The sequence below is a fragment of the Flexivirga sp. YIM B11880 genome (assembly GCF_058148645.1).
The window spans coordinates 73,822-98,799 of the sequence record NZ_JBMAMH010000011.1; the positions used below are offsets into that span (position 1 = coordinate 73,822).

21 protein-coding genes are annotated in these 24,978 nt (G+C 68.1%); 16 read left to right on the top strand and 5 right to left on the bottom strand.

All coding sequences use genetic code 11. The features are described 5' to 3' along the window. The first annotated feature begins 159 nt into the window (after positions 1-159). From ACN8HC_RS15335 to ACN8HC_RS15355, 5 genes are read left to right on the top strand one after another with little or no spacing between them, the layout of a single operon-like run. On the top strand, positions 160-3,255 hold the full coding sequence (locus ACN8HC_RS15335) for an adenylate/guanylate cyclase domain-containing protein (protein WP_490075707.1): 3,096 nt from the start codon (positions 160-162) through the stop codon (positions 3,253-3,255). Next, positions 3,252-6,362 (top strand): adenylate/guanylate cyclase domain-containing protein, encoded by a 3,111-nt coding sequence (locus ACN8HC_RS15340; protein WP_490075708.1) that lies wholly within the window; start codon positions 3,252-3,254, stop codon positions 6,360-6,362. The genes ACN8HC_RS15335 and ACN8HC_RS15340 overlap by 4 nt, the downstream gene beginning before the upstream one ends. 2 nt (positions 6,363-6,364) lie before the next feature. After that, a complete protein-coding gene (locus ACN8HC_RS15345; RefSeq protein WP_490075709.1) occupies positions 6,365-6,769 on the top strand; it encodes a secondary thiamine-phosphate synthase enzyme YjbQ in 405 nt (134 codons plus the stop codon). A gap of 13 nt (positions 6,770-6,782) precedes the next feature. Next, positions 6,783-7,634 carry a bifunctional methylenetetrahydrofolate dehydrogenase/methenyltetrahydrofolate cyclohydrolase gene (locus ACN8HC_RS15350; protein WP_490075710.1) on the top strand — a complete coding sequence of 284 codons (852 nt, stop codon included), beginning with the start codon at positions 6,783-6,785 and terminating at the stop codon, positions 7,632-7,634. Next, positions 7,631-7,906, top strand: a complete 276-nt coding sequence (locus tag ACN8HC_RS15355; RefSeq protein WP_490075711.1) for a DUF3017 domain-containing protein — start codon at positions 7,631-7,633, stop codon at positions 7,904-7,906. Before ACN8HC_RS15350 ends, ACN8HC_RS15355 begins: the two co-directional genes overlap by 4 nt. A 75-nt stretch (positions 7,907-7,981) precedes the next feature. On the opposite strand, the gene ACN8HC_RS15360 is transcribed toward ACN8HC_RS15355, so the two are convergent. After that, positions 7,982-8,965 (bottom strand): malate dehydrogenase, encoded by a 984-nt coding sequence (locus tag ACN8HC_RS15360; protein WP_490075712.1) that lies wholly within the window; start codon positions 8,963-8,965, stop codon positions 7,982-7,984. A 172-nt stretch (positions 8,966-9,137) separates the two neighbouring features. Here ACN8HC_RS15360 and ACN8HC_RS15365 point away from each other — a divergent pair, with 172 nt between their 5' ends. Both ACN8HC_RS15365 and ACN8HC_RS15370 read left to right on the top strand, forming a co-directional pair. Then, positions 9,138-10,364 (top strand): NADP-dependent isocitrate dehydrogenase, encoded by a 1,227-nt coding sequence (locus ACN8HC_RS15365; protein ID WP_490075713.1) that lies wholly within the window; start codon positions 9,138-9,140, stop codon positions 10,362-10,364. 94 nt (positions 10,365-10,458) lie between these two features. Then, positions 10,459-11,259 carry an HAD-IIA family hydrolase gene (locus ACN8HC_RS15370; protein ID WP_490075714.1) on the top strand — a complete coding sequence of 267 codons (801 nt, stop codon included), beginning with the start codon at positions 10,459-10,461 and terminating at the stop codon, positions 11,257-11,259. A 15-nt stretch (positions 11,260-11,274) separates the two neighbouring features. Here the strand turns inward: ACN8HC_RS15370 and ACN8HC_RS15375 are convergent, their stop codons facing one another. Beyond that, complete coding sequence (locus ACN8HC_RS15375; protein WP_490075715.1) at positions 11,275-12,219, bottom strand: UDP-glucuronic acid decarboxylase family protein; 945 nt, start codon at positions 12,217-12,219, stop codon at positions 11,275-11,277. 93 nt (positions 12,220-12,312) lie between these two features. Beyond that, positions 12,313-13,788, bottom strand: coding sequence for a S10 family peptidase (locus tag ACN8HC_RS15380; protein WP_490075716.1), 1,476 nt, complete (start codon positions 13,786-13,788; stop codon positions 12,313-12,315). Positions 13,789-13,921: 133 nt separating this feature from the next. Here ACN8HC_RS15380 and ACN8HC_RS15385 point away from each other — a divergent pair, with 133 nt between their 5' ends. Then, a complete protein-coding gene (locus ACN8HC_RS15385) occupies positions 13,922-15,382 on the top strand; it encodes a peptidoglycan DD-metalloendopeptidase family protein (RefSeq protein ID WP_490075717.1) in 1,461 nt (486 codons plus the stop codon). 3 nt (positions 15,383-15,385) lie between these two features. Here the strand turns inward: ACN8HC_RS15385 and ACN8HC_RS15390 are convergent, their stop codons facing one another. Continuing rightward, positions 15,386-16,177, bottom strand: coding sequence for a DeoR/GlpR family DNA-binding transcription regulator (locus ACN8HC_RS15390; protein ID WP_490075718.1), 792 nt, complete (start codon positions 16,175-16,177; stop codon positions 15,386-15,388). Positions 16,178-16,346: 169 nt separating this feature from the next. On the opposite strand from ACN8HC_RS15390, the gene trpS reads away from it, so the two are divergent. The 8 genes from trpS to ACN8HC_RS15430 all read left to right on the top strand — a co-directional run bounded on the left by trpS (position 16,347) and on the right by ACN8HC_RS15430 (position 23,784). Next, on the top strand, positions 16,347-17,378 hold the full coding sequence (gene trpS / locus ACN8HC_RS15395) for a tryptophan--tRNA ligase (RefSeq protein WP_490075719.1): 1,032 nt from the start codon (positions 16,347-16,349) through the stop codon (positions 17,376-17,378). Continuing rightward, on the top strand, positions 17,375-17,890 hold the full coding sequence (locus tag ACN8HC_RS15400) for a 2'-5' RNA ligase family protein (protein WP_490075720.1): 516 nt from the start codon (positions 17,375-17,377) through the stop codon (positions 17,888-17,890). The genes trpS and ACN8HC_RS15400 overlap by 4 nt, the downstream gene beginning before the upstream one ends. A 49-nt stretch (positions 17,891-17,939) precedes the next feature. Beyond that, positions 17,940-18,668 (top strand): succinate dehydrogenase cytochrome b subunit, encoded by a 729-nt coding sequence (locus tag ACN8HC_RS15405; RefSeq protein WP_490075721.1) that lies wholly within the window; start codon positions 17,940-17,942, stop codon positions 18,666-18,668. 10 nt (positions 18,669-18,678) lie between these two features. Then, complete coding sequence (locus tag ACN8HC_RS15410; protein ID WP_490075722.1) at positions 18,679-20,658, top strand: fumarate reductase/succinate dehydrogenase flavoprotein subunit; 1,980 nt, start codon at positions 18,679-18,681, stop codon at positions 20,656-20,658. After that, the gene (locus tag ACN8HC_RS15415; RefSeq protein ID WP_490075723.1) at positions 20,659-21,393 is read left to right on the top strand and encodes a succinate dehydrogenase/fumarate reductase iron-sulfur subunit; all 735 of its coding nucleotides are present in this window, start codon (positions 20,659-20,661) and stop codon (positions 21,391-21,393) included. A gap of 116 nt (positions 21,394-21,509) precedes the next feature. Continuing rightward, positions 21,510-21,749, top strand: a complete 240-nt coding sequence (locus ACN8HC_RS15420; RefSeq protein ID WP_490075724.1) for a sugar phosphate nucleotidyltransferase — start codon at positions 21,510-21,512, stop codon at positions 21,747-21,749. After that, complete coding sequence (locus ACN8HC_RS15425; RefSeq protein WP_490075725.1) at positions 21,641-22,729, top strand: mannose-1-phosphate guanylyltransferase; 1,089 nt, start codon at positions 21,641-21,643, stop codon at positions 22,727-22,729. The genes ACN8HC_RS15420 and ACN8HC_RS15425 overlap by 109 nt, the downstream gene beginning before the upstream one ends. A 2-nt stretch (positions 22,730-22,731) precedes the next feature. Further along, positions 22,732-23,784 carry a quinone-dependent dihydroorotate dehydrogenase gene (locus tag ACN8HC_RS15430; RefSeq protein WP_490075726.1) on the top strand — a complete coding sequence of 351 codons (1,053 nt, stop codon included), beginning with the start codon at positions 22,732-22,734 and terminating at the stop codon, positions 23,782-23,784. 63 nt (positions 23,785-23,847) lie between these two features. Here ACN8HC_RS15430 and ACN8HC_RS15435 read toward each other — a convergent pair whose 3' ends face one another. Next, a complete protein-coding gene (locus ACN8HC_RS15435) occupies positions 23,848-24,684 on the bottom strand; it encodes a hypothetical protein (protein ID WP_490075727.1) in 837 nt (278 codons plus the stop codon). Positions 24,685-24,978: the final 294 nt, after the last annotated feature.

Below are 24,978 nucleotides of genomic sequence, written 5' to 3' on the forward strand. Positions count from 1 at the left end.
CGGGGCCACCCCCGCCGCCCGGATTCGCTGCACTGTCATCTTTCCGAGACTTGTCGGTGCTCGCGAGTAGATTCCCGTCCCGTGACGACATGCGCCCGATGCGGGGCCGAGCCGGGCGAGGGGCGGTAACAGGTTGACCCGCAAGGCAAGATGGCGTCTGTGACGACGTGTGCTCGGTGCGGAGCCCGGCTCCCCGTCGCCGCACGCTTCTGCGCGTCGTGCGGCGCGGCGGTGACCCAGGGCGGTCTGCAGGCGCCGGTGCGCAAGCACGTCGTGATCCTGTTCTGCGACATCGTCGGCTCGACGACCCTGGGTGAGGCGGCGGACCCGGAGGCGTTGCGGGAGCGGCTCGCGCGCTATTTCGCCGCGGTGTCGAAGGTCATCTGGGACCACGGCGGGACCGTGGAGAAGTTCATCGGCGACGCGGTGATGGCAGTCTTCGGCGTCCCGCACACGCGCGAGGACGATGCGGTCCGCGCGGCGCGGGCGGCGATCGCCATACATGACGCAGTCGCGGAGCTGTCGCAGGAGTTCGAGTCCGAGATCGGTGTCGGGCTGCACGTGCGGGTCGGTGTCAACTCCGGCGAGGTCTTCGTCACGCACCAGCCGGACGGGCAGTTCTCGGTCACCGGCGACGCGGTCAACACCGCGCAACGACTGGAAGCCGCCGCAGGCACGGACGAAACCTACCTCGGCGACACGGTGGCGGAGCTGATCGTCGGTGAGATCGCTCTCGACGACGTCGGTGAGATCCTGCACAAGGGAAAAGCGGTGCCGCAGCATGTTTTTCGCGTTGCGGCCGACCAGGACCGGGTGGTGGAAGTGCGCGATCCCGCCTTCGTCGGTCGCGAGGTCGAGCTGGCCGACCTGGCCACGCTGGCGGATCGGTCCGCGGCCCGTCGGCAAGGTTGGCTGCTCACGTATGTCGGCGATCCGGGCATCGGAAAATCCCGGTTGATCCGGCAGTTCGCCGCCGGTCGACGCGACCGGTTGCGTGTCGTGGCAGGTGGCTGCGACGCGATGAGCACCGGCGCCTTCGCGCCGCTCGCGAGCTGGCTGGGCAGTCTGGACGGCGATTGGGAGGCGTATGTCGAGCAGCTGCTCGCTGACAACGCTGCTCCGGTCCTGCAACGACTGCGGTCTGCCGTGGGTCGGTCCACCGCCCAGACCTCCACCGACGACGTGGTGTGGGCGGTGCGTGCCGTGCTCGGCGCCATCTGCGAGACGACGCCGGTGGCGTCGGTGTGGGACGACCTGCACTGGGCGACCGCGGCCCAGCTGGACTTCATCGGCCGGCTCGCCGCGGCCTGCCGGACCCTGCCGGTCCTCACCATCTGCCTCGCCCGGCCGGAGCTGTTCGAGGTGAGCGCCACCTGGGGTGGCGGCCGCAAGGCACGCGTCGAGGACGTCGAACCACTCGACTACGACGACATGCTGGCGGTCGCCGCCGAACGCATCGCGCTGGACGCCGGTGACGCGAACATCACCGCCGAGGATCTGGTCGAGCGGGCCGACGGCAACCCGCAGGTCGTCCAGCTGCTGGCCCAATCGGCCGCGGCGAGCGGCACCCTGCCGGTCTCGGTCACTCAGCTCTACGAGGCCGCGCTCGACCGGTTGAGCTCTGACGAGCGTGCCGTCGTGGAGGCGGCGGCGATCTACGGCCGGCATTTCCCGGCAGCACCGGTGGCAGTTGTCGCGGGAGTCGCAGAACCGGAGGCGGCGCTCGACCGACTGCGCGACCGCAACGTGCTGGAGCTGGCCAGTGACGGCGACTACCGCTTCGCGCAAACGGTCTTCATGCAGACGGCCTACCGGACCATGCCCAAACGCACTCGCATCTCTCGACATTCGGCACTCGCGGACTGGGTGGACGAGCATCGGAGCGCGGTGCGCACCGACCCGGTCGCCCTCGTCGCGTCGCACCGGCAACGCGCGTTCGACCTCCTGCAGGAGATCGGTGGGTCCCCGGCCGAGCGCACGGCGTTGCAGAGCAAGGCGGCCGACGCCGCCATGGCGTCGATGCGGGCGATGCGCCTGCGCGGCGACCCCGGCCTGCCGGAGGCCATCGACCGACTGCTGGAGGTGCTCCCGGCCGGCGACGAGCGTCACTTCGAGGTGGCGCACGCGGTCATGCTCGAACGCACCGACCTCGCGGACCCCGCCCGCCCGAACGCCTGGCTGGACCGCCTCGATGTCGCGATGGTCACCGATCGCTGCTGGCAGGTGGTGCGCAACGCGACGCGACACTGGGCGGCGATGCGCGGCGGCGAACTCACCTTGGAGGAGATGCGCACCGAGGGCCGCGAGCTGATGAGCCGCCTCGACGAACTCCCCGTTCTGCCGGCGTTCGCGCTCGACCTGGTGTCGGTCTATCTCGCGCAGGCGGAGGCCGACCTCGACAACTTCGCGGCCTGTCACCAGCTCTGCGCAGCGGGCATCGCGCGGGCGGAGCAGAACGGCGTGGTGTTCCTCGAGCGCATGTGGCGCAACTTCGACCTGCAGATCGCCTATGCCGGATCGACGCCGCTGACCGAGGTCATCGCCGACGCACGAGCGGTCCAGGAGATGGTCTCCGGCCAACGGAATATGTGGCGCACCACGACGGCCGTGCTGGCCAGTGCACTGGCAATGCGAGGGGATCTCGACGAGGCCGAGGTGTTGTGGGTGCAGCTGCGGACCGCACTGGAGGACGTGCCGGTGCGGCTGCACGCCTATGACCTGCAGCACTATCCGCGACTGCTGCTCGCCACCGGAGCACTCACGCAGTCGGCGCGCTACTGGGCGGCCCGCGCGGCGGAGACCGCCATACCGGTGTTCGCGACCAGCATGCTCGGTGCCGGCGCGCGCGACGCCATCTTCGCCGGCGACCTCGAGTTCGCGGTCGAATGCTGTCGCCGGTTGGTGACGGTGGAGTTGCCCCCGACGCTCGCCTTCCTCGAGGAGGCCAACACGGCATACATGATCGCCGTGCAGTGCGCTCTGCGCGGTGACCGCGTCGGGGCGCTGCATCAGATCGACGTCAACGCCCGCATGGACCGGCCCGACGAGAGCCCGGTCAACGCGGCGTTCATGCACACGATGATCGCCATCGTGGAGCGCCTGCTCGGCAACGACGACGCATCGACCGGCGCCGCCGACCGAGCCCGTGCAGCGCTGACCGCCAAGGGCGCGACGGCGCTCGTGTCCCAGGTAGAGGTGTGGGTGCGCAACGCGGACAAGCTGGGAACCGCCACCTGGAAGAATCAAGCCTCGTGATCACCTGTTGGCGTTGTGGATTCGAGTCACCCGCCGGGACGAAGTTCTGTCCCAACTGCGGTGCCGCGCTCGCGACCGGCGCGCTCCAGGCACCGGTGCGCAAGCACGTCGTGATCCTCTTCGTGGACATCGTCGGGTCCACCGGACTGGGTGAGTCGGTCGACCCGGAGGCGTTGCGCGCCGGGCTGGCCCGCTACTTCGACACCGTCTCCCGCATTGTCTGGAAGTACGGCGGCACGGTCGAGAAGTTCATCGGTGACGCCGTCATGGCGGTCTTCGGGGTGCCGGCGACCCGTGAGGACGACGCACTGCGTGCCGTCCGGGCAGCCACCGACATCCATGCGGCGGTCCGCGAGCTGTCCGGCCGGATGCAGGCGCAACTCGGGCAGCGGATGCGCGTGCGCATCGGTGTCAACTCCGGCGAGGTCTTCGTCACCCACCAGCCGGACGGGCAGTTCTCGGTCACCGGCGACGCGGTCAATGTCGCGGCCCGGCTGGAGGCCGCCGCCGGGCCGGACGAGACGTATGTCGGAGACACTGTCGCGGCGCTGGTCGGCCACGAGGTGCCCCTCGACTTCGTCGGTCCGATCACCCACCGTGGCAAGACCGAGCCCCAGGACGTCTACCAGGTCAGCCGCTCCGGCACCCGGCTCGGCGAGATCCGGCGCACGCCGTTCGTCGGCCGGGAGGCGGAACTTCGCGACCTCAACGCGATCGCCGACCGCTCCCGACGGCTGGGACAGGGCTGGTTCCTCACCTACGTCGGTGAGCCGGGCATCGGAAAGAACCGGCTGGTAGGGCATTTCGCCGAGGAGCGGGACGGATTGCGCGTGCTGCGCGGCGTCGCCCAACCGTTGGGCACCGATGGCAACTACGGCCCGCTCGCCAAGCTGCTCTCCGGCGTCAGCGAGGACTGGACCGAGACGGTCAAAGGCATGTTCCCCGAACGCACGGCCACAGCGATCATCCGGCGGTTGGAGTCCGCCACCGCGCGGTCGGAGGAGACAACCTCCACCGAGGACATCGTGTGGGCCGCGCGCAAGGTCATCTCGCGACTCGCGCTGAGCGGCCCGATCGCGGTGTGGTGGAAGGACATCCACTGGGCGAGCGAGCCGATGCTCGACCTCATCGAACAGCTCATCGAGCCGTTGCTCACCTACCCGGTGCTCACCATCTGCACCACCCGCCCGGAGCTCTTCGAGCGCCGGCCGATGTGGGGCGGTGGCCAGCAGTCCCGCGTGGAGCCGGTCGACCCGTTGACCGGTGATGACTTACGCCAGATGGCGACCGGGCGACAGCCCGAACTCGAAGCGGTTGCAGCGGGATCCGGGCGCTCGCCAGACGTCGCCCTGGACGCGCTGATCCGGCGCAGTGACGGCAACCCGCAGGTGTTCGAGGTGCTGCTCGACTCGATGTGCGACGGCGAGGAGCTGCCGGTGTCGGTGCACACCCTCTTCGAGGCCACCCTCGACCGGCTGACCCCGATGGAACGCGCCTTCTGTGAGGTGGGTTCGGTGCTCGGCCGTGAGTTCTACGCCGAAGCAGTGGGACCGGTACGCACGGCCGACCCCGACCCTGAGGACACCGGCAACGATGTCGCGAGCCGGCTGCGCCAGCTCAACATCCTGGAGCTGGGCGATCAGGACAACTCCGGCTTCACGCGCTATCAGTTCGCGCAGTCGATGCTGATGGAGACCGCCTACCGGACGCAGGCTCGTCAGGTGCGCTCGGAGCGCCACCTGCGCGCAGCCGACTGGCTGGCGAAAAACGCTGAAAAACTTGAAGGTTCACAGCGTATGGCGATCGCCGAGCACGTCCGGCAGGCGTATGCCGAGATCGCAGCGGTCTCCTCGGACGCCGAACTCGTGGCCCAGGTGCGAGACCGGGCGGCGACGGCGTCGTTCGAGGCGGCCGAGGAGCTGGACCTGCGCGGGGAGCCGGGCGCGCGTGCTGCATACCTGCGGCTCGTCGAGCTGTATGCCGACGACGACCCCCGGCTGCACGACGTCGCGCACCGCGCGTTCATGCGCTCGGATCACATGAACTTCGCCGAGGTCGAGGAGATCGTCCAACTCTTCGACAAGAAGCTCGACGAGTCGCCGGCGTGGCTGGTGCACCGCGAGGGCATGCTGCTCGCCAGCCGGCTCCAGACGGCGGCGACCACACCGCTCGAAGGCATCGCCGTCAGCACCGAACTCGTCGGCGCCGCAGCGGGCTTCGCCGACCTGTCGTCGATCGGGTTCGACGTGGGGTGGGCGCGGGTGCTCGCCTACGGCCTCGCCGGACGGATGACCGAGGGACTCGGTGAGGTGAGCCGCCTGACCGCGCTCGCCGAGCAGGTGGACGACCGGCCGGTGCGCCGGCGGCTGACGTTCGCGCGGGTCGAATACGCCATGTGGAGCGACGAACCGGTCGGGTTGGTGCTGCAGGACGTCGACCAGGCGATCGCGTCCGGTGGAGCGCAGCGCGACCGCATCCTCAGCCTGCTGCCGCTGCGGGTGTGGTTGCGAGCGATGCAGGGCGACCGGGCCGGTGCCACGGCCGACTGGGAACGTGTGCGCGAGCTGTCCAGCGGCCCGGACTACCTGGCGCGGGAGACCGACCGGTGGGCGATGGCCCTCTACAGCTTCGGCGACGCCCGTGGCGCCGCGGCGGCGTTGCAGGAGACGCTGCCCGAGTTGGCCCCGGTCATGCAGTTGGACAACGGCATGTGGATCGTGCGGTTGCTGCTACGGACCGGCGATCTCGACGCGGCGTTGGAGGCCTTCGACGGCGACCTGGAGGCGCCGACCCTCGAGGACGACGGCTACAACCCCGGCTTACGTAATTCCGTTGTCGCGCAATTGCTTGCCGCGACAGGGAATTCGGAGTTGGCGCTGAAACGGGTGGAGCAGGCGAGGGCAGCCATCGCCGGCATGTCGATGCCGATCATGGTCGCCGAGCAGGCGATCGACCAGGCGGTCACCCACCTGATCGTGGGCGACGATGCGGCGTCCGCGGCGGCGGCCGAGCGGGCGCGGCACGCCTATCGGCGCAAGGGCGCCGACATCATGGCCGACCACGTCGATGACTGGCTGACCGCCGCCGGGCACCTGAGGAGGAAGTGATCATGCGCACCGAGACACTCTCGTTCCGCACCGGGACAGCGGAATCCGTGCTCGACATCACCCGGGAGTGCGCGGAGTTCGCGCGCGTCGGGCCGGACGGTTTGTTGCACGTGTTCGTGCCGCACGCCACGGCCGGGATCGCGATCATCGAGACCGGCGCCGGCAGCGACGACGACCTCCTGGCCGCGCTGTCCGATCTGTTGCCGGCGGACGACCGCTGGCAGCACGCGCACGGCTCGCGCGGGCACGGGCGGTCACACGTGATGCCGGCGCTCGTCCCGCCATACGCGACGGTGCCGGTGGTCGACGGGCGGCTCGCACTCGGCACCTGGCAGAGCATCTGCCTGGTGGACCTCAACGTCGACAACCCGGTGCGGACGGTGCGGTTGTCGATGATCCCGGCGTGAAAAGATGAGCGCCGTGACCGCAACTCTCCTGGACGGCAAGGCCACATTGGTGGCGATCAAGGACGAACTGCGCGCCCGGGTGGCGGCGCTCGCCGAGCACGGGATCGTGCCCGGGCTCGGCACCGTGCTGGTCGGTGACGACCCAGCCTCGCACTGGTATGTCGGTGCCAAGCACAAGGATTGCGCGAGCATCGGCATCAACTCGATCCGGCGCGACCTGCCGGCGACCGCGACGCAGGCCGAGGTGGAGGTGGTCATCGACGAGCTGAACGCCGACCCGGCGTGCACCGGCTTTCTGGTGCAGCAGCCGACCGGTCTGGACGAATTCGCTTTGCTGTCAAGAGTTTCCCCGGACAAGGACGTCGACGGCCTGCACCCGTTCAACCTCGGGAAGCTGGTGCTGGGGGAGCAGGGACCGCTGCCGTGCACGCCGATCGGTGCCATCGAGTTGCTGCGCCGGTATGACGTGCCGCTGGCCGGCGCGGAGGTCGTGGTGGTGGGACGCGGATTGACCGTCGGCCGGCCGCTCGGGTTGTTGCTGACGCGGCGCAGCGAGAACGCGACAGTGACGCTCTGCCACACCGGCACACGGGACCTGGCGGCGCACACCCGGAATGCGGATGTGATCGTCGCGGCGGCCGGTGTGCCGGGGCTGATCACCGCTGACATGGTGAAGCCGGGTGCGGCTGTGCTCGACGTCGGCGTGTCGCGCGTGGACGGCAAGATCGCCGGCGACGTGGCGGCGGACGTGGCGGAGGTCGCCGGCCACCTCACGCCCAACCCCGGCGGTGTCGGACCGATGACGCGCGCCATGCTGCTGACCAACGTCGTGGCCGCGGCGGAGCGGCAGGTCGCGCACGCGTGACGCGCTTCAGTCTCGGACCGCTGTGGTGGTTCGTCATACTCGGCAGCCTGGTGGCACTGGGCATCATCGCGGCCGGTGGGGTGCGGGCCGGGGGATATGTCCTCGCCGCGGTTCTCGGCTGTGCCGGCATCGGGCGGCTCGTGCTCTCGGAACGGCTGCTCGGGGCGCTCGTCATACGCTCCCGCGGCGTCGACGGCGCCGCGTTCCTGCTGCTCGCGTGCGCACTCACGGTGATCTTCACCGTGGTGAAGCTGACCCCGCTCCCGGCCTGAACCTTTTGCGGAGACACAGAAGGCGGGCGCCGGTCGACACGACCGGTGCCCGCCTTCTGGATGACGGAACGCGCCTCAGATCAGGCCGAGCTCCTTGACGGTGTCGCGCTCGCCCAGCAGCTCCTGGACCGACGCGTCGATCTTGCCCCGCGAGAAGTCGTTGATCTCCAGACCCTGCACGATCGACCACTTGCCGTCGGCGACCGTGACGGGGAAGGAGCTGATGATGCCCTCCGGCACGTCGTAGGAGCCGTCGCTGGGCACCGACATCGACACCCAGGCGCCGTTGGTGCCCTGCTGCCAGTCGCGGGCGTGGTCGATGGTCGCGGACGCCGCAGAGGCGGCCGACGACGCACCGCGTGCCTCGATGATCGCGGCGCCGCGCTTGGCGACGGTCGGGATGTAAGTGTTCTCGATCCAGTCCTGGTCGACCGCCTCGGCCGCCGACTTGCCGCCGACCTGGGCGTGGAAGACGTCGGGGTACTGGGTCGCGGAGTGGTTGCCCCAGATCGACATCTGCGAGATGTCGGTGACCCGCACACCGAGCTTCGCGGCCAGCTGCGCGAGCGCCCGGTTGTGGTCCAGCCGGGTCAGCGCGGTGAAGCGCTCGCGCGGGATGTCGGGAGCGTTGCTCATCGCGATGAGCGCGTTGGTGTTGGCCGGGTTGCCGGTCACCGTGACCTTGATGTCGTCGGCCGCCACCTCGTTGAGCGCCTTGCCCTGGGGGCCGAAGATGCCGCCGTTGTCCTTGAGCAGGTCGCCGCGCTCCATGCCCGGGCCGCGCGGCTTCGCGCCGACGAGGAGCGCGTGGTTGACGCCGTCGAAGACCTTCTTCGGGTCGTCGCCGATCTGGACTCCGGCCAGCAGCGGGAACGCACTGTCGTCCAGCTCCATCACGACGCCCTCGAGCGTCTTGAGGGCGGGAGTGACCTCCAGCAGGCGAAGCTCGACGGGTGTCTCCGGACCGAAGAGGTCGCCCGCGGCGATCCGGAAAAGCAGGCTGTAACCGATGTTGCCGGCGGCGCCGGTAACGGCGACCTTGACTGGCGTTGCACTCACGAGAACTCCCAGTTGGGCGAGATGGTGGTCTTTCCCGTATGACGCTAGCAGCGCCATACGCAGGCCTGGCACCGAGGTGTTGTCAGCTCCCGGCTAGCCTGTTATGGCGCCGAACAGCGCCATGAGCACCCGGATCCACCGGTTACACCCCCCGAGAAGCCTTAGGCAGGTCATGGAGAAGATCAAGGTCAAGAACCCGATCGTCGAACTCGACGGCGACGAGATGACGCGCATCATCTGGCAGTTCATCAAGGACCGGTTGATCCACCCCTACCTCGACGTCGACCTGAAGTACTTCGACCTCGGCATCGAGAACCGCGACGTCACCGACGACCAGGTCACCGTCGACGCGGCGAATGCGATCAAGCAGTACGGCGTCGGCGTCAAGTGCGCGACGATCACGCCGGACGAGGCCCGCGTCGAGGAGTTCGGCCTCAAAGAGATGTGGAAGAGCCCCAACGGCACGATCCGCAACATTCTCGGCGGCGTGATCTTCCGCGAGCCGATCATCATCTCCAACGTGCCGCGGCTGGTGCCGGGCTGGACCAAGCCGATCATCATCGGCCGTCACGCGCACGCCGACCAGTACAAGGCGCAGAACTTCAAGGTGCCGGGCGCCGGCAAGGTGAAGATCACCTACGAGCCCGCCGACGGGTCCGAGCCGCTGGAGCTCGAGGTCGCGGAGTATGGCGACGACGGTGGCGTCGCGATGGGCATGTACAACTACAACAAGTCGATCGAGGACTTCGCCCGGGCCTCGCTCAACTACGCGCTGCAGCGCAAGGTGCCGTGCTACCTGTCGACGAAGAACACCATCCTCAAGGCGTATGACGGGCAGTTCAAGGACATCTTCCAGCGCATCTACGAGGACGAGTTCAAGGAGCAGTTCGACGCGGCCGGCATCACCTACGAGCACCGGCTGATCGACGACATGGTCGCGTCCTCGCTGAAGTGGGAGGGCGGCTACGTCTGGGCCTGCAAGAACTACGACGGCGACGTCCAGTCCGACACCGTGGCACAGGGCTTCGGCTCGCTCGGCCTGATGACGTCGGTGCTGATGAGCCCCGACGGCAAGACCGTCGAGGCCGAGGCCGCGCACGGCACCGTCACCCGCCACTACCGGCAGCACCAGCAGGGCAAGGCCACCTCCACCAACCCGATCGCCTCGATCTTCGCCTGGACCCGGGGCATCGCGCACCGCGGCAAGCTGGACGAGACCCCGGAGGTCACCCAGTTCGCCGAGACCCTGGAGCGCGTCTGCATCGAGACCGTCGAAGGCGGGCAGATGACCAAGGACCTGGCGTTGCTGGTCGGTCCCGACCAGAGCTACCTGAGCACCGAGGAGTTCCTCGCGGCAATCGACGAGAACCTGCAGAAGGCGATGGCGCAGGCCGCCTGACCCCGCACCACTCGACACAGGGCGGAGCCGGCGAGCATGTCTCGCCGGCTCCGCCCTGTCGGTATGGCGGCGCACGACCCGCAATACTTGCCCCATGACCGAGAAGCGCGAGGTTCGCAGCTGGCTCACTGACATGGACGGGGTGCTGGTGCACGAGGAGCGCGCCATACCGGGCGCCGCCGAGTTTCTCGCCCGACTGCAGGCGCTGGACCTCAGCTTCCTGGTGCTCACGAACAACTCGATCTACACGCCGCGGGACCTGCGGGCGCGACTCAGCGCGAGCGGGCTGGACATCCCGGAGGCGGCGATCTGGACGTCGGCGCTCGCGACCGCGCAGTTCCTCGACGATCAGCGGCCCAATGGCTCCGCCTATGTCGTGGGCGAGGCGGGTCTCACCACGGCGTTGCACGACATCGGCTACATCATGACGTCGCGCGACCCGGACTACGTCGTGCTGGGGGAGACCCGCACCTACTCGTTCGAGGCGATCACGCGGGCCATCCGGCTGGTCGCCGGCGGCGCGCGTTTCATCGCCACCAACCCCGACCCCAGCGGCCCCTCCCAGGACGGGCTGCTGCCCGCCACGGGCGCCATCGCGGCCCTGATCACTCGAGCCACTGGTGTGGAGCCCTATTACGTCGGCAAGCCGAACCCGCTGATGATGCGCAGTGCGCTCAACCGGATCGAGGCGCACTCCGAGACGACCGTGATGATCGGCGACCGGATGGACACCGACGTCGTCAGCGGCCTGGAGGCGGGTCTGCGCACGATCCTCGTCCTCACCGGTTCCACCGGACGCGATGCGGTGGCCCGGCACCCGTTCGTGCCGACCCGGGTGGTCGAGTCGATCGCCGACGTCGTCCCTCTGGTGGACGAGTTCGCGCCACCCAGCTGAGCACCGGCTCCTGGCTCAGCCGACTCCGCTGCTCCGGAAGTGCTCGATCGTGCGAGCCAGCCCCTCGGGCAGGGCCGTGACCGGCTCCCAGCCGAGCGCCTTCTTGGCGAGTGACAGGTCCGGTCGCCGCCTCGTCGGGTCGTCCTCCGGCAGCGGCTCGTGGACGATCCGCGAACTACTTCCGGTGAGCCGGATGACCTGCTCGGCGAGCTCGATCATGGTGAACTCGCCGGTGTTGCCGAGGTTGACCGGTCCGGTGAAGTCAGGCTCGGAACCCATCAGCGCAAGCAGGCCGTCGACGAGATCGTCGACGTAACAGAACGAACGGGTCTGCTGTCCGTCGCCGTAGATGGTGATCGGCTCGCCACGCAGCGCGAGCATGATGAAGTTCGAGACCACCCGGCCGTCGTCGGGTCGCATCCGCGGGCCGTAGGTGTTGAAGATGCGCGCCACCTTGATCGGCAGGTCGTGCTGGCGCCGGTAGTCGAAGAACAGCGTCTCCGCGCACCGCTTGCCCTCGTCGTAACACGAGCGGATGCCGGTTGGGTTGACGTGCCCCCAGTAGTCCTCGCGTTGTGGATGGACCTCCGGGTCGCCGTAGACCTCGGAGGTGGAGGCCAGCAGAATCTTCGCGCCGGTGCGTTTGGCGAGGCCGAGCATGTTGATCGATCCATGCACGCTCGTCTTGGTCGTCTGGACCGGGTCCCGTTGGTAATACACCGGGCTCGCCGGGCAGGCCAGATGGAAGATCTCGTCGATCTCGACATACAGCGGGAAGGTGACGTCGTGCCGGATCAGCTCGAAGGCCGGGTTGCCGAGCAAATGGTGCACGTTGGATCGCATCCCGGAGTAGAAGTTGTCCGCGACCAGCACCTCGTCCCCGCGGTCGAGCAGGCGCTCCACCAGGTGCGACCCGATGAACCCGGCGCCTCCGGTGACCAACACTCGTCGATCCGCCACGAATCCTCGCCTTTCGCCGAAACGTCATGAACCGTGCCGCACTGCCGCCTCATCGAACCATGCCCGTGTTGACGGCGTTCAAACATTCGTACTTCAACCGCGGCCGCTGTGCCGTCGCACGAACTCGGCGAGGTCGGCGCTCTGCCGCAGTCGGGTGGGCTGGTGCACGTAGGTCATGTGGCCGGACTCGTAGAAGCGATGCTCCAGTCGTGGCAGCAGCGCCGGTGCGAGCCGCGCGACGTCGTCCATCGCGCAGAAGTACGGTGTGGCGCCGTCGTAGTAGCCGTAGGCGAAATGCACTGCAAGATGAGGGTTCTGGCGCATCGCCCGCGACAAGCGGTCGATCACGTAGACGGCGGAGTTCTCGAACTCCTTGAAGCTCCAGTCGTTACCGACGTCCCCGCTGATCGTCTGGTAGACCTCCTCGCTCGTCACGCCGAGCTCGGTCCCGAGGTAGTGCTGGAACGCTGCCGAGTAGGGCCCGCTGATGGCGTCCATCGACGGGTCCGCGTCCATGTGCTCGGCAATCCGGCTCGCGGCCAGACCGGTGAACCGGGAGTCGAGGCGCCCCACCGTCATACCCTGATCGCGCAGCAGTTCCCCGAAGAAGCGCCAGTGCTCGATCCGCAGGTCCGCGCGCTCGACATACTCCTCCGACAGGCCGGTCAGCCGCGCGAGGCGGGAAACCGCTTCTGCGCGTTCGGGTTCGGTGAGGCGGTTCCCGCGCGACAACACCCAGGGATAGTCGCGCGCGGCGTAGTCCTCCGCGTCGTCCAGCACCTCGCGCAACGGCCGGTCGCCGTGCTTGCCGTGGAAATGAGCGGTCGGCGCGTAGAACGGTAGGTAGAGCGCGTGCGCCCGATCGTTGCCGTGCTCGAAGTTGGCAGTGCCGAAGTCGAGCACGCTGCTGATCATGATCAGTCCGTTGAGATACATGCCGAGCTTCTCCTGCAGATGCTGCGCGAGCGCAGCAGCACGCGTCGTGCCGTACGACTCCCCGGCGACGAACTTCGGGGACAGCCAGCGCTTTTCACGGGTGACCCACGCACGGATCACCTCGCCGACCGACTCGATGTCGGCGGTGAATCCATGGAAGTCCTTCGGCTTGCCGCCCGAGACCACCCGGGACAGTCCGGTCGACACCGGGTCGATGAAGACCAGGTCGCTGGTCGCGAGCAAGGTCTCCGGGTTGTCCACCAGGTCGTACGGCGGCGGCAGGAGGTCACCCGCATCGCCCATCTCGACTCGTCGCGGTCCGAGCAGGCCGAGGTGCAACCACAAGCTGGAACTGCCCGGCCCGCCGTTGAACGCGAAGGTCACCGCCCGCTCGCGTGTGTCGACATCATCGAGCGTGTACGCCGTGACGGCGACCTCCGCGACCGGCTTGCGGCCCTGCCACACCCCGTCCTTCAGGTCGTCGGCGCGCAGCACCACGGTGCCGGCTTCGCTGGTGTAACTGAGCTGGCCGGACGGCGTCGACAGCGTGTGCGATCGGCGGACCAAGGTGTCGGTCGGGGTTGTTGCTGACTCCGGTTGTTCGGTCGCAGGCGTCTTCGACTCGGTGCTCACCGAGCCGATGCTAGTCAGCGGCGACGCAGCTCGGCCCGGCCGGCGCAATTCCACGACCGAGCGGCCGCGGCAATTTCAGGGCGGAGCAGTCCCCGGTGCTCTTACGATGATTTGCGGGAGAACGGGACAGGGCATGGGCGCAGGGTTGACGACCGGTCGGTCGTGGTTACGACGAATCGCGATGCTGCCCGCGGCGGCGCTCGTCTTCCTCATCCCGACCCCGGCAGCGACGGCGGCGACCAGCTCGTCGAGCAGCAGCTGCGTCGTGGGAGGCACAGGTTGGCGTGTTCCGGTCGAACAGCGCTATGCGATCACCTCGCCCTTCGGCGACCGCACGGACCCGATCACCCACGTCTACCGGCTGCACGCGGGCGTCGACCTCGCCATGCTGCCCGGTCCGGGACCGGTGGTCGCCGCGGATGCCGGCACCGTGGTGCGTTCCGGCCCCTACGGTGGCCTCGGCAACGAGGTGACCCTGCAGCACGCCGACGGTGTGCAGACGCTCTACGGGCACATGGCGAACATCGCCGCCGGCATCGCGCCCGGTACGCACGTCGAGGCCGGTCAAGTGCTGGGGGAGGAAGGCTCGACCGGCGCCAGCACCGGACCGCACCTGCACTTCGAGGTGCACGTCAACGGCACGCCGGTCGATCCGGTGCCGTTCATGACCGCCCACGACGCGCCGCTGACCGGTCAGGTCCCGGCCAGGTCGACGGGTTTCGCACTGCCCGCTGCGGGTTCGCCCCGCAAGGACAGCGTCAAGCAGGCCGCGCTGCCGGTGCCCGCGGACCTGATGAAGCTCTACCTCGGGGCCAGCGCGAAGTATGGCGTGCCCTGGCCGCTGCTCGCCGGCGTCGGCATGGAGGAGACCGCGCAGGGCCGTAACAACCACACGTCGTCGGCCGGGGCGCTGGGCCTCATGCAGTTCCTGCCGAGCACCTTCGCCCGCTACGGCGTCGACGGCAACGGGGACGGCCGCATCGACATACGCAGCGACGCCGACAGCGTCTACTCGGCCGCCAACGCGCTGCGGGCGTGGGGCGTGGGCAACGGTGCCGCCGGGGCGCGGCGGGCGTTGTACAGCTACAACCACGCGGACTGGTACGTCAACGACGTGCTGCACTACGCGGCCGCGTATGCCGGGGGAGCGACCGGCGTCGCGTGCACCGACGCATCCGCGACCACGACGACGCCCCAGGCCGCGAGCGCGGTGCGCTGGGCGCGTGACCGGGTCGGGCGCGCGTTCCGGTTCGGCGCCAACGGCCCGGATGCCTGGGACAGCTCGTCGTTCGTGCAGGCGGCATACGCACACGCCGGTGTGAGCATGCCGCGCACCGCTCAGGAGCAACGCAGCTGGCTCGCTTCCGGGCACGGCACCCGGGTCAGTCCGGCCGATGCGCGTCCCGGCGACCTGATCTTCGAAGACAGCTACCTCGGCCCCGACCAGATCGGCTTCGTGATGCTGGTGACCGACCCGACGTCGCAGCGCGGCATCGCGGCACGCAACCCGGAGCTCAACATCGCGTACGCCAGCTACGCCGGCGCCGCCGAGACCCAGCACATCTTCGAGGTATGGCGGGTGAACGCCGGCTGACGCTCAGTCGGAGGCTGCCGCGCCGTCCGGAGACGCCACGATCAGGTTGACGCCGTGCTTGCTGATCGCCCGTCGGGCCGGCTCGTCCAGCTCAACGTCGGTGACCAGGGTGTGGACCTTGTCCAGGGTGGCGATCGTCGACAACCCGACGATGCCCCACTTGCTGTGGTCGGCGACCACCACGACGCGCTTCGCCGACCGGATGAGCGCTCGATTGGTTTGCGCTTCTTGCAGATTGGGCGTCGTCAGGCCCGCGTCGACGTCGATGCCGTGCACGCCGAGGATGAGGGTGTCGACGTGGACCGTGCGCAGCATCTCGTTGGCGACCGGCCCGACGAGGGCGTCCGAGGGGGTGCGGACCCCGCCGGTGAGCACGACCAGCCGGTCCTTGTCCTCGGGGTCGAAGAGCAACTCCGCGACACGTGGCGAGTTGGTCACCACCGTGAGCCGCTGAACGGTCCGCAGCTCCTGCGCCACGGCATACGCAGTGGTCCCGGCGGAGATGGCGACCGACGACCCAGGGGCGATCAGGCCGGCGGTCGTGCGGGCGATCTCCGACTTCTGGAGCGGATGCATCTCCGACTTCGCGGTGAAACCGGGCTCGTCGGCGCTGCGGTCGGCACGCGTCGCGCCACCGTGCACCTTGCGGACCACACCCTTGCGCGCCAACGCCTCGATGTCGCGGCGGATCGTCATGTCGCTGACGTGCAACTCGGCGACCAGCTCGGACACCCGGATGCCGCCGTGTTCCTCCACGGCGTGCGCGATCAGCTCCTGCCGTTGCCGCGCGAGCATCGCCCATCTCCCTTCGGAACCAGCTTTCCATCATATCTAAACACGATCAAACACTTGCTGCCTGCTGTCGATCGCGGTGACCGACCGGGAAGCCACCGATCGGTGGTGAGAGACTGGCCGCCGACCACGCCATCCCGCCCCTGTGCAACGAAAGGCACCCGTTCCGTCCATGAGCGACAACGCGCGCACCCCCCGGATCCTGTCCGGCATGCAGCCCACGCACGACTCCCTGCATCTGGGGAACTACCTGGGCGCGCAGGTCAACTGGGTACGCATGCAGCAGGACTTCGACGCGTTCTTCTGCGTCGTCGACCAGCACGCGCTGACGGTCAACCCCGAGCCCGCGGACCTGCGGGCCCGCACCCGGGTCACCGCGGCGCAGTACCTCGCCGGCGGCATTGACCCCGAGGTGTCGACCGTTTTCGTGCAGTCCCACGTGCCCGAGCACTCGCAGCTGGCCTGGGTGCTCAACTGCATCACCGGGTACGGCGAGGCGGCCCGGATGACCCAGTTCAAGGACAAGTCCGCCAAGCGCGGCTCCGAGGGCACCAATGTCGGCCTCTTCACCTACCCGATGTTGATGGCCGCCGACATCCTCCTGTATGACGCGACCGCAGTGCCGGTCGGCGAGGACCAGCGCCAGCACCTGGAGCTGACCCGCGACCTCGCCCAGCGCTTCAACAGTCGCTATGGCGAGACGTTCGTCGTCCCCGACGCGCACATCCCCGAGGGCACCGCCAAGGTCATGTCCTTGCAGGAGCCGACCGCCAAGATGAGCAAGTCGGCGGACAATCAGAACGGCAACCTGATGATGCTCGACGAGGTCAAGGTCAACACCAAGAAGATCAAGTCAGCGGTGACGGACACCGACAACGCCGTCCGCTACGACGTCGAGAACAAGCCGGGCATTGCCAACCTGTTGCGCATCCACTCCGCGCTCTCGGGTGACTCGATCGACACGCTCGTCGAGCGTTACGCCGGGGAGAACAAGTACGGCGCGCTCAAGACCGACGTCGCGGCGCTGGTCGCCGAGGTTCAGGCGCCGTTCAAGGCGCGCGTGGACGAGCTGCTCGCCGACCCCGCCGAGCTGGACCGCATCCTTGCCCGCGGCGCCGAGCGCGCCCGGTCGGTCGCCTCCGTGGTGCTCGAAAAGGCTTACGACGCTGTCGGATTCATCCCCTCGGCGGCCAAGCTGTCATGAAGACCATCGGTGTCTCCATCCCGATCCCGTCGCCGTATGCCGGGGAGCTGCAGCGTGCGCGGCTGGACGCCGGCGACCCGCTCGCCCAAGCGGTGCCGCCGCACGTGACGCTGATGCCGCCCACGCCGGTCGACCCGGAGTCGGAGACCGCCCTGCGCGACCACCTCGCCAAGGTCGCCGGCTCGATGCCGCCGTTCCGGATGACACTGCGCGGCACCGGCACCTTCCGGCCCATCTCACCGGTCGTCTTCGTCGCGATCGCGCAGGGCATCGCCAACTGCGGGCAACTCGAACGCGCCGTCCGCTCCGGCCCCGTCGAACGCACGCTCGACTTCCCCTACCACCCGCACGTCACCATTGCGCACGGTGTGCCGGAGGCGTCGCTCGACCAGGCGTACGACGGGCTCTCGTCTTACGAGCGCAGTTTCGAGGTCGGCGGCTTCGACCTCTACGAGCACGGTGCCGACCAGGTATGGCGCTCGGTCCTCGCCTGGCGGCTGACCGGATCTTAGGTAGACCTTATTTCGATATCAAGGTACTTTGCGGCGTACCCTGAGGGCCGTGGCTACCTCAACCGTCTCCAAGCCGCCTCGAGCCCGCACCGGCAAACCAGGAAGCTCGATCTTCCTGAAGGTCCTGATGGCTGTGACCGGCTTCATTTTCGTGCTTTTCGTGATTGCCCACATGTACGGCAATCTCTACAAGCTTTTCGCGGGGCACCTCGCCTTCAACGAGTATTCCGAGCATCTGCGCACGATCGGTTCGCCGATCCTGCCGCGGCACGGGTTCCTCACGATCATGGAGATCGTGCTGGGGATCTGCCTGGTGCTGCACGTCTACAGCGCTGCGGCGTTGTGGAGGCGCGCGAAGGCGGCCCGCCCGCAGCGGTATGTCGTGAAGAAGTCGATCGCGCAGTCTTTCTCGAGCCGGTGGATGCGGTGGGGCGGCGTGTTCCTGCTGCTCTTCGTGATCTGGCACCTGCTGGAGTTCACCATCGTCAAGATCAACGTCGGCAGCGGCGGGCAGGGCGCGGCGATCACGCACGATCCCTATGAGCTGACCGTGCACGCCTTCAACGTCTGGTGGCTGACCCTGATCTACGTGCTGGCGATGATCGCCCTGGGCATGCACCTGCGGCACGGCATCTGGAGTGCGTCCCAGACGCTCGGTTTCACGCCGACGCCCCGCGCCCGGGTCATCGCCAACACCGTGGCCATTGTGGTGGCACTGATCGTGGCGATCGGCTTCGTCATACCTCCGCTCGCGATCGCCTTCGGCGGAATCAAGTAAGGACTGCCAGATGCCTGAACTCATCGACAACCTCTACTCGGTCGGCGACCAGATCGAGGACACCAAGGCCCCCAAGGTTCCCGTCGCGGAGATGTGGACCACGGCGAAGTTCGAGAACAAGCTGGTCAACCCGACCAACCGACGCAAGCTCTCGATCATCATCGTCGGCACCGGCCTGGCCGGTGGCGCGGCCGCTGCCACGCTCGGCGAGGCCGGCTACCACGTGAAGTCGTTCTGCTACCAGGACTCGCCGCGCCGCGCCCACTCGGTCGCCGCGCAGGGCGGCATCAACGCCGCGAAGAACTACAACGACGACGGCGACTCGATCTACCGGCTGTTCTACGACACGGTGAAGGGCGGCGACTACCGCTCGCGGGAGTCCAACTCCTACCGGCTGGCCGAGGTCAGCGCCAACATCATCGACCAGTGCGTGGCGCAGGGCGTGCCGTTCGCCCGGGACTACGGCGGTCTGCTCGACAACCGCTCGTTCGGTGGTGTGCAGGTCGCCCGGACCTTCTATGCACGCGGTCAGACCGGTCAGCAGCTGCTGATCGGCGCCTACCAGGCGATGGAGCGGCAGGTGGCGGCCGGCACGGTCGAGCAGTTCACCCGGCACGAGATGCTCGAGCTGATCATCGTGGACGGCAAGGCGCGGGGCATCATCGCCCGCGACATGGTGACCGGCGAGATCGAGACCCACCTCGCGGACGTGGTGGTGCTCGCGAGCGGCGGCTACGGCAACGTGTTCTACCTGTCGACCAACGCGATGGGCTGCAACGTCACCGCGACCTGGCGCGCGCACCGCAAGGGCGCCTACTTCGCCAACCCGTGCTACACGCAGATCCACCCGACGTGCATTCCCGTCTCGGGCGACTACCAGTCGAAGCTGACGCTGATGAGCGAATCGCTGCGCAACGACGGCCGCATCTGGGTGCCCAAGAGCCGCGACGACGTCGAGAAGGACCCCCGCGACATACCCGAAGAGGACCGGGACTACTACCTGGAGCGCAAATACCCCGCCTTCGGCAACCTGGTGCCGCGTGACATCGGCAGCCGGCAGGCCAAGGTGGTGTGCGACGAGGGCCGCGGTGTCGGCCCCAAGGTCGGCGACTTCCGCCGCGGCGTCTACCTGGACTTCGCCGATGCCATCAAGCGGATGGGCCGCGAGGCGGTGGCCGCCAAGTACGGCAACCTCTTCGACATGTACCAGCGGATCACGGGGGAGAACCCCTACGAGGTGCCGATGCGCATCTACCCCGCGGTGCACTACACCATGGGCGGGTTGTGGGTCGACTACGACCTGGAGACCACGATCCCCGGTCTGTTCGCGGCCGGTGAGGCCAACTTCTCCGACCACGGCGCCAACCGGCTGGGTGCGTCGTCGCTGATGCAGTGCCTCTCCGACGGCTACTTCGTGTTGCCCAACACGATCCGCGACTACCTCGCGCGCGGCCCGTTCGAGCCGGTCGCCGAGGACGCACCGGAGGTGCTGGAGGCCCGCAAGTCGGTCGAGGACCGCATCAACAAGCTGCTGTCGATCAACGGGGAGCGGACCGTCGACTCCTTCCACAAGGAGCTCGGCCAGATCGTCTGGGAGTACTGCGGCATGGAGCGCAACGACGCCGGGCTGCGCAAGGCCATCGGGCTGATCCGGTCGCTGCGCGAGGAGTTCTGGCGCAACGTGCGGGTGCCGGGCTCCGCGGCGACGCTCAACCAGTCGCTGGAGAAGGCCGGCCGGGTGGCCGACTTCTTCGAGCTGGCCGAGCTGATGTGCATCGACGCGCTGCACCGCACCGAGTCCTGCGGTTGCCACTTCCGGTCCGAGTCGCAGACCGAGGACGGCGAGGCACTGCGGGACGACGAGAAGTTCGCGTATGTCGCCGCGTGGGAGTTCGCCGGCGGCAGCGAGGGCAGCTTCGAGCCGCCCGTGCTGCACAAGGAGGACCTCATCTTCAACTTCATCGAGCTCAAGCAACGGAGCTACAAGTAAATGAATCTCACACTGAAAATCTGGCGCCAGGCCGGGCCCGACACTCAGGGCGAGCTGGTGACCTACCCGGTGACGGACATCTCCGAGGACATGTCGTTCCTGGAGATGCTGGACGTGCTCAACGAGCAGCTCATCGGCAATGGCGAGGACCCGGTCGCGTTCGACTCCGACTGTCGTGAGGGCATCTGCGGCATGTGCTCGCTGATGATCAACGGTCAGGCGCACGGCCCCGAGGTCACCACGACCTGCCAGCTGCACATGCGGTCCTTCTCCGACGGCGACACCATCACCATCGAGCCGTGGCGCGCCGAGGCGTTCCCGCTGATCCGGGACCTGATCGTGGACCGGTCGGCGTTCGACCGGATCATCCAGGCCGGCGGCTACATCTCGGTCAACACCGGTGCCGCTCCCGAGGCCAACAACCTGCAGGTGCAGAAGCACAAGGCCGACCGGGCCTTCGACGCGGCGACCTGCATCAGCTGCGGGGCCTGCGTCGCCGCGTGCCCGAACGCCTCCGGCATGCTCTTCCTGGGCGCGAAGATCACCCACCTGGCTGAGCTGCCACAGGGCCAGGCCGAGCGCGACGCCCGCGTCGTCCGGATGCTCAACCAGCACGATGCCGAGGACTTCGGCGGGTGCCAGAACCTCGGTGAGTGCTCAGCGGCGTGCCCCAAGGAGATCCCGCTGGACGTCATCAACCAGCTCAACCGGGACTTCATGCACGCCAAGCGCTGACGTCCCACCTGAACGGGGCCGGCACGGGAGTTCTCCCGTGCCGGCCCCGTCCGGTATGACGCCGGTTTCGAGGTGTGGCGGCTCCGGCCCCAACCTGGTGCATTAGCCTCAGGCCCATGTCGAGGCAGGAGAGCGGCCCCATTGAGGGGTTCTGGACGGTCATTCCCGCGGGAGGCTCGGGGACGCGGCTGTGGCCGCTCTCCCGGTCGGACTCGCCGAAGTTTCTCCACGACCTGACCGGTTCCGGTTGGTCGCTGCTCCAGGNGGGTTCTGGACGGTCATTCCCGCGGGAGGCTCGGGGACGCGGCTGTGGCCGCTCTCCCGGTCGGACTCGCCGAAGTTTCTCCACGACCTGACCGGTTCCGGTTGGTCGCTGCTCCAGGGGACGGTGGACCGGCTGGCGCCGCTGTCGGAGGACCGATTGCTCATCGCCACCGGCCTGCGGCACGCGCCGGAGGTGCGGCAGCAGTTGCCCGAGCTCGGCATCGACTCGTTGCTGGTCGAGCCGTCGCCGCGTGAGTCCATGCCGGCCATCGGCCTGGCCGCCGCCATCCTGGAGCAGCGTGACCACGACGCGATCATCGGCTCCTTCGCTGCCGACCACGTGATCCGCGACGACGAGTCCTTCCGGTGCAGTGTCCGGGAAGCGGTCGCCGTCGCGCGGACCGGCCAGCTCGTCACCATTGGCATCGAGCCCACAAGCCCCGCAACGGGTTTCGGTTACATCAAGCTCGGCTCGGCGCTGGACGTCGAAGGCGCGCCGAACGCCCGGGGTGTCGAGTCCTTCGTCGAGAAACCCGACGCGGAAACCGCGCGGAAGTACCTTGAGAGCGGCGAATACCGTTGGAACGCTGGCATGTTCGTCTTTCGAGCCAGCGTGCTGCTCGACATGCTGGACCTCTACCAGCCCGGACTGGCCGGCGATCTGCGCTCGATCGCCAACAACCCGTTGCGGCTGACGGAGCTGTGGCCGCGGCTGACCGAGATCTCGATCGACAACGCGCTGGCCGAGCCGGCAGCGGCCGACGGTCGTGTCGCCGTCATACCAGGTGAATTCGACTGGGACGACGTCGGCGATTTCGACTCGCTCGGCGCGTTGCTCGCCGACAGCGAGGACGGGGTCAAGGTCCTCGGCAACGCGGGAGATGTCGTGGCGGAGGACACCAGCGGGGTGATCGCACCACGATCCGGACGGGTCGTGGTGACCCTCGGCGTACGCGACATCATCGTCGTGGACACGCCCGACGCGCTGCTCGTCACGACGCGGGACCGCGCCCAGGACGTCAAGAGCGTCGTGGAGCGGCTGAAGACGGGCGGCCGGAGCGAGCTCACCTGATCATGGCTCTGCCGACCTGGGCGCTCGACGCCGGATACCGAAAAGCCCTGCGCCCGTTGCTGTTCCGTGTCGGCAACGGTGACGCGGAAGCCGCGCACCACGCCACGTTGCGTCGGATGGCGTGGCTGGGGGAGCACCCGGGCGCCATACACGTTCTTGGCCTGGCGCTGCCCAAGCCGTCGGCTCCCGTCGACGTCGCAGGGATTCGATTCCCCGGTCGTGTCGGGCTGGCAGCGGGTGTCGACAAAGACGGTCTCGGCGTGAAGGCCTGGGAGCACCTAGGGTTCGGGCACATCGAGCTCGGCACCGTCACCGCGCAGGGACAACCCGGCAACCCACAACCGCGACTCTTCCGGCTGCGCGCCAGCGAGGGGATCATCAACCGGATGGGCTTCAACAACAGCGGTGCTCAGGCTCTCGCGGACCGGCTCCAGGCGGCGGTCCCGATCGGCATACCCATCGGCGTGAGCATCGGCAAGACCAAGGTGACGCCCGTCGAGGATGCGATCGGTGACTACCTCGCCAGTCTGGCAGCGCTCGACGCGCACGCCGACTACTTCGCGGTCAACGTGTCCAGCCCCAACACGCCGGGTCTGCGCACGCTGCAGGACAAGGAGCCGCTCGCCGAATTGCTCGCGTCACTGGTGAATGCGACGGCCGAGCGGTCCCGCACGCCGATCTTCGTCAAGATCGCGCCCGACCTGACCGACGGCGCGATCGACGACGTGCTGGAGGTCGCGCAGCGCGCCGATGCCAGCGGCGTGATCGCGACCAACACCACGCTGTCGCGGGAGGGCATCGCCGCCGCCGACCTGCCGCTCGCGGCGGAGGCCGGTGGGCTGAGCGGTGCCCCACTGACCCGCCGGGCCCGGTATGTCGTCTCCCGCATCGCGGCGCGTTCGCCGTTGCCCGTCATCGGGGTCGGCGGAGTGATGACCGCGGACGACGGCCGCGCTCTGATCGATGCCGGTGCGTCGCTGGTGCAGGTCTACAGCGGTTTCATCTACCGCGGCCCGGCGCTGGTCGCCGACCTCAACCGCGCCCTCTCCTTCTGATCGAGCGGCATACCCACGCATTGAGCGGCATACGGAATCGCGGTGAATCCGTATGCCGGTCAATCACCCGGTATGCCGCTCGATCAGAGAGATATGGCGGGACTTGCGAGGCAACGGCCCGTCCGGGACTGGCCAGGCGAGATTGTCCCGGAAGGTTCGTACTCCGAGGTTCGCCATGATCGAGGCGAATCGGAATGTGCTGATCGCTTCACTCCAGCACCAATGACCGACCTGCTTGACATCGGGGTGACGCCATAGCCGATCCTCCCGGCGCTTCTCCTTCCACAGCGCCTCCTCGGCCTCCTTACCCGACGATCCGTCGGGCACGCGATACTTGAGCCGGCCGTCGGCTTCTCCGATGATGCCGAGTTGCGGCCAGAAGAAGTCCACCCGTCCGATGAAACCATCGTGGTCGTAGAACTCGACCTGAAGCTCAGGCATCGGGAGTCCCAGCTGGAACATGCGTACGCGACTCAACGACTCAAGTGGAGACTCTGCCGCCGGGTGGGAGAGCAGCACGGCGAGCTCGGCCATCCGGCATCCCCGCGCTCGCTTCGGTAGCGCCTGAACTTGCTGAAGAATGTCGCCTTCCCGAGCGAGAGTTTGTCGAAGCGCCGCATCGCACATTGCAACAGCCGACTCCAGACTCTCGTAGCGAGCGCGGTCGACGATCGTCCGGTCCAGGCCGGTGACCGACAGGCCACCGACATACACTGAATCGGGCGCGATTGCAGTACGCCGGCGTCGCGCCTGCGGTGATCGACCGGTTGCGTCGGGTGGTCGGGCAAATTCGACGAGCTCGGTCTGCTGGCCGATCGACGGCAGCTGCCAGATCGCCCTCGCCGTACCGTGGACATGGATGCGTGGCGCCGTTGCGACGCTCTGCATGGCGAGAGCCATCAGGATGAGCCGCTCGTCGCGGTCCAGGGCGTTGGGGTCGCAGGTCGCGAATGCTCCCTGTCGGAGTCGTGCCCACGATGGATCCGGGGACGCACCGATCAGCCTAAGCCGGTCGGCGGACGTCGCTGCGAGTTGTTCGCGCAGACGACGAACGTTCTCGGCGCAGCGAGCCAGGTGTTCCTGACGTGCGCTCTCGACCTCGGCAGGGCTGGCGACAGGAGGGTCCGACGTGACGAAGTATGCGAGTGACATCCATCGAAGCCTGCCGGAACGCAACCGCGCCGCTAGCGTTAT

Excerpts from the sequence above, each read along its gene's own strand:
- ACN8HC_RS15345 (WP_490075709.1), top strand. The coding sequence starts at position 6,365 with ATGCGCACCGAGACACTCTCGTTCCGCACCGGGACAGCGGAATCCGTG.
- ACN8HC_RS15365 (WP_490075713.1), top strand. The coding sequence starts at position 9,138 with ATGGAGAAGATCAAGGTCAAGAACCCGATCGTCGAACTCGACGGCGAC.
- ACN8HC_RS15370 (WP_490075714.1), top strand. The coding sequence starts at position 10,459 with ATGACCGAGAAGCGCGAGGTTCGCAGCTGGCTCACTGACATGGACGGG.
- ACN8HC_RS15385 (WP_490075717.1), top strand. The coding sequence starts at position 13,922 with ATGGGCGCAGGGTTGACGACCGGTCGGTCGTGGTTACGACGAATCGCG.
- ACN8HC_RS15390 (WP_490075718.1), bottom strand. The coding sequence starts at position 16,177 with ATGCTCGCGCGGCAACGGCAGGAGCTGATCGCGCACGCCGTGGAGGAA.
- trpS (WP_490075719.1), top strand. The coding sequence starts at position 16,347 with ATGAGCGACAACGCGCGCACCCCCCGGATCCTGTCCGGCATGCAGCCC.
- ACN8HC_RS15400 (WP_490075720.1), top strand. The coding sequence starts at position 17,375 with ATGAAGACCATCGGTGTCTCCATCCCGATCCCGTCGCCGTATGCCGGG.
- ACN8HC_RS15410 (WP_490075722.1), top strand. The coding sequence starts at position 18,679 with ATGCCTGAACTCATCGACAACCTCTACTCGGTCGGCGACCAGATCGAG.
- ACN8HC_RS15415 (WP_490075723.1), top strand. The coding sequence starts at position 20,659 with ATGAATCTCACACTGAAAATCTGGCGCCAGGCCGGGCCCGACACTCAG.
- ACN8HC_RS15430 (WP_490075726.1), top strand. The coding sequence starts at position 22,732 with ATGGCTCTGCCGACCTGGGCGCTCGACGCCGGATACCGAAAAGCCCTG.
- ACN8HC_RS15435 (WP_490075727.1), bottom strand. The coding sequence starts at position 24,684 with ATGGCTCTCGCCATGCAGAGCGTCGCAACGGCGCCACGCATCCATGTC.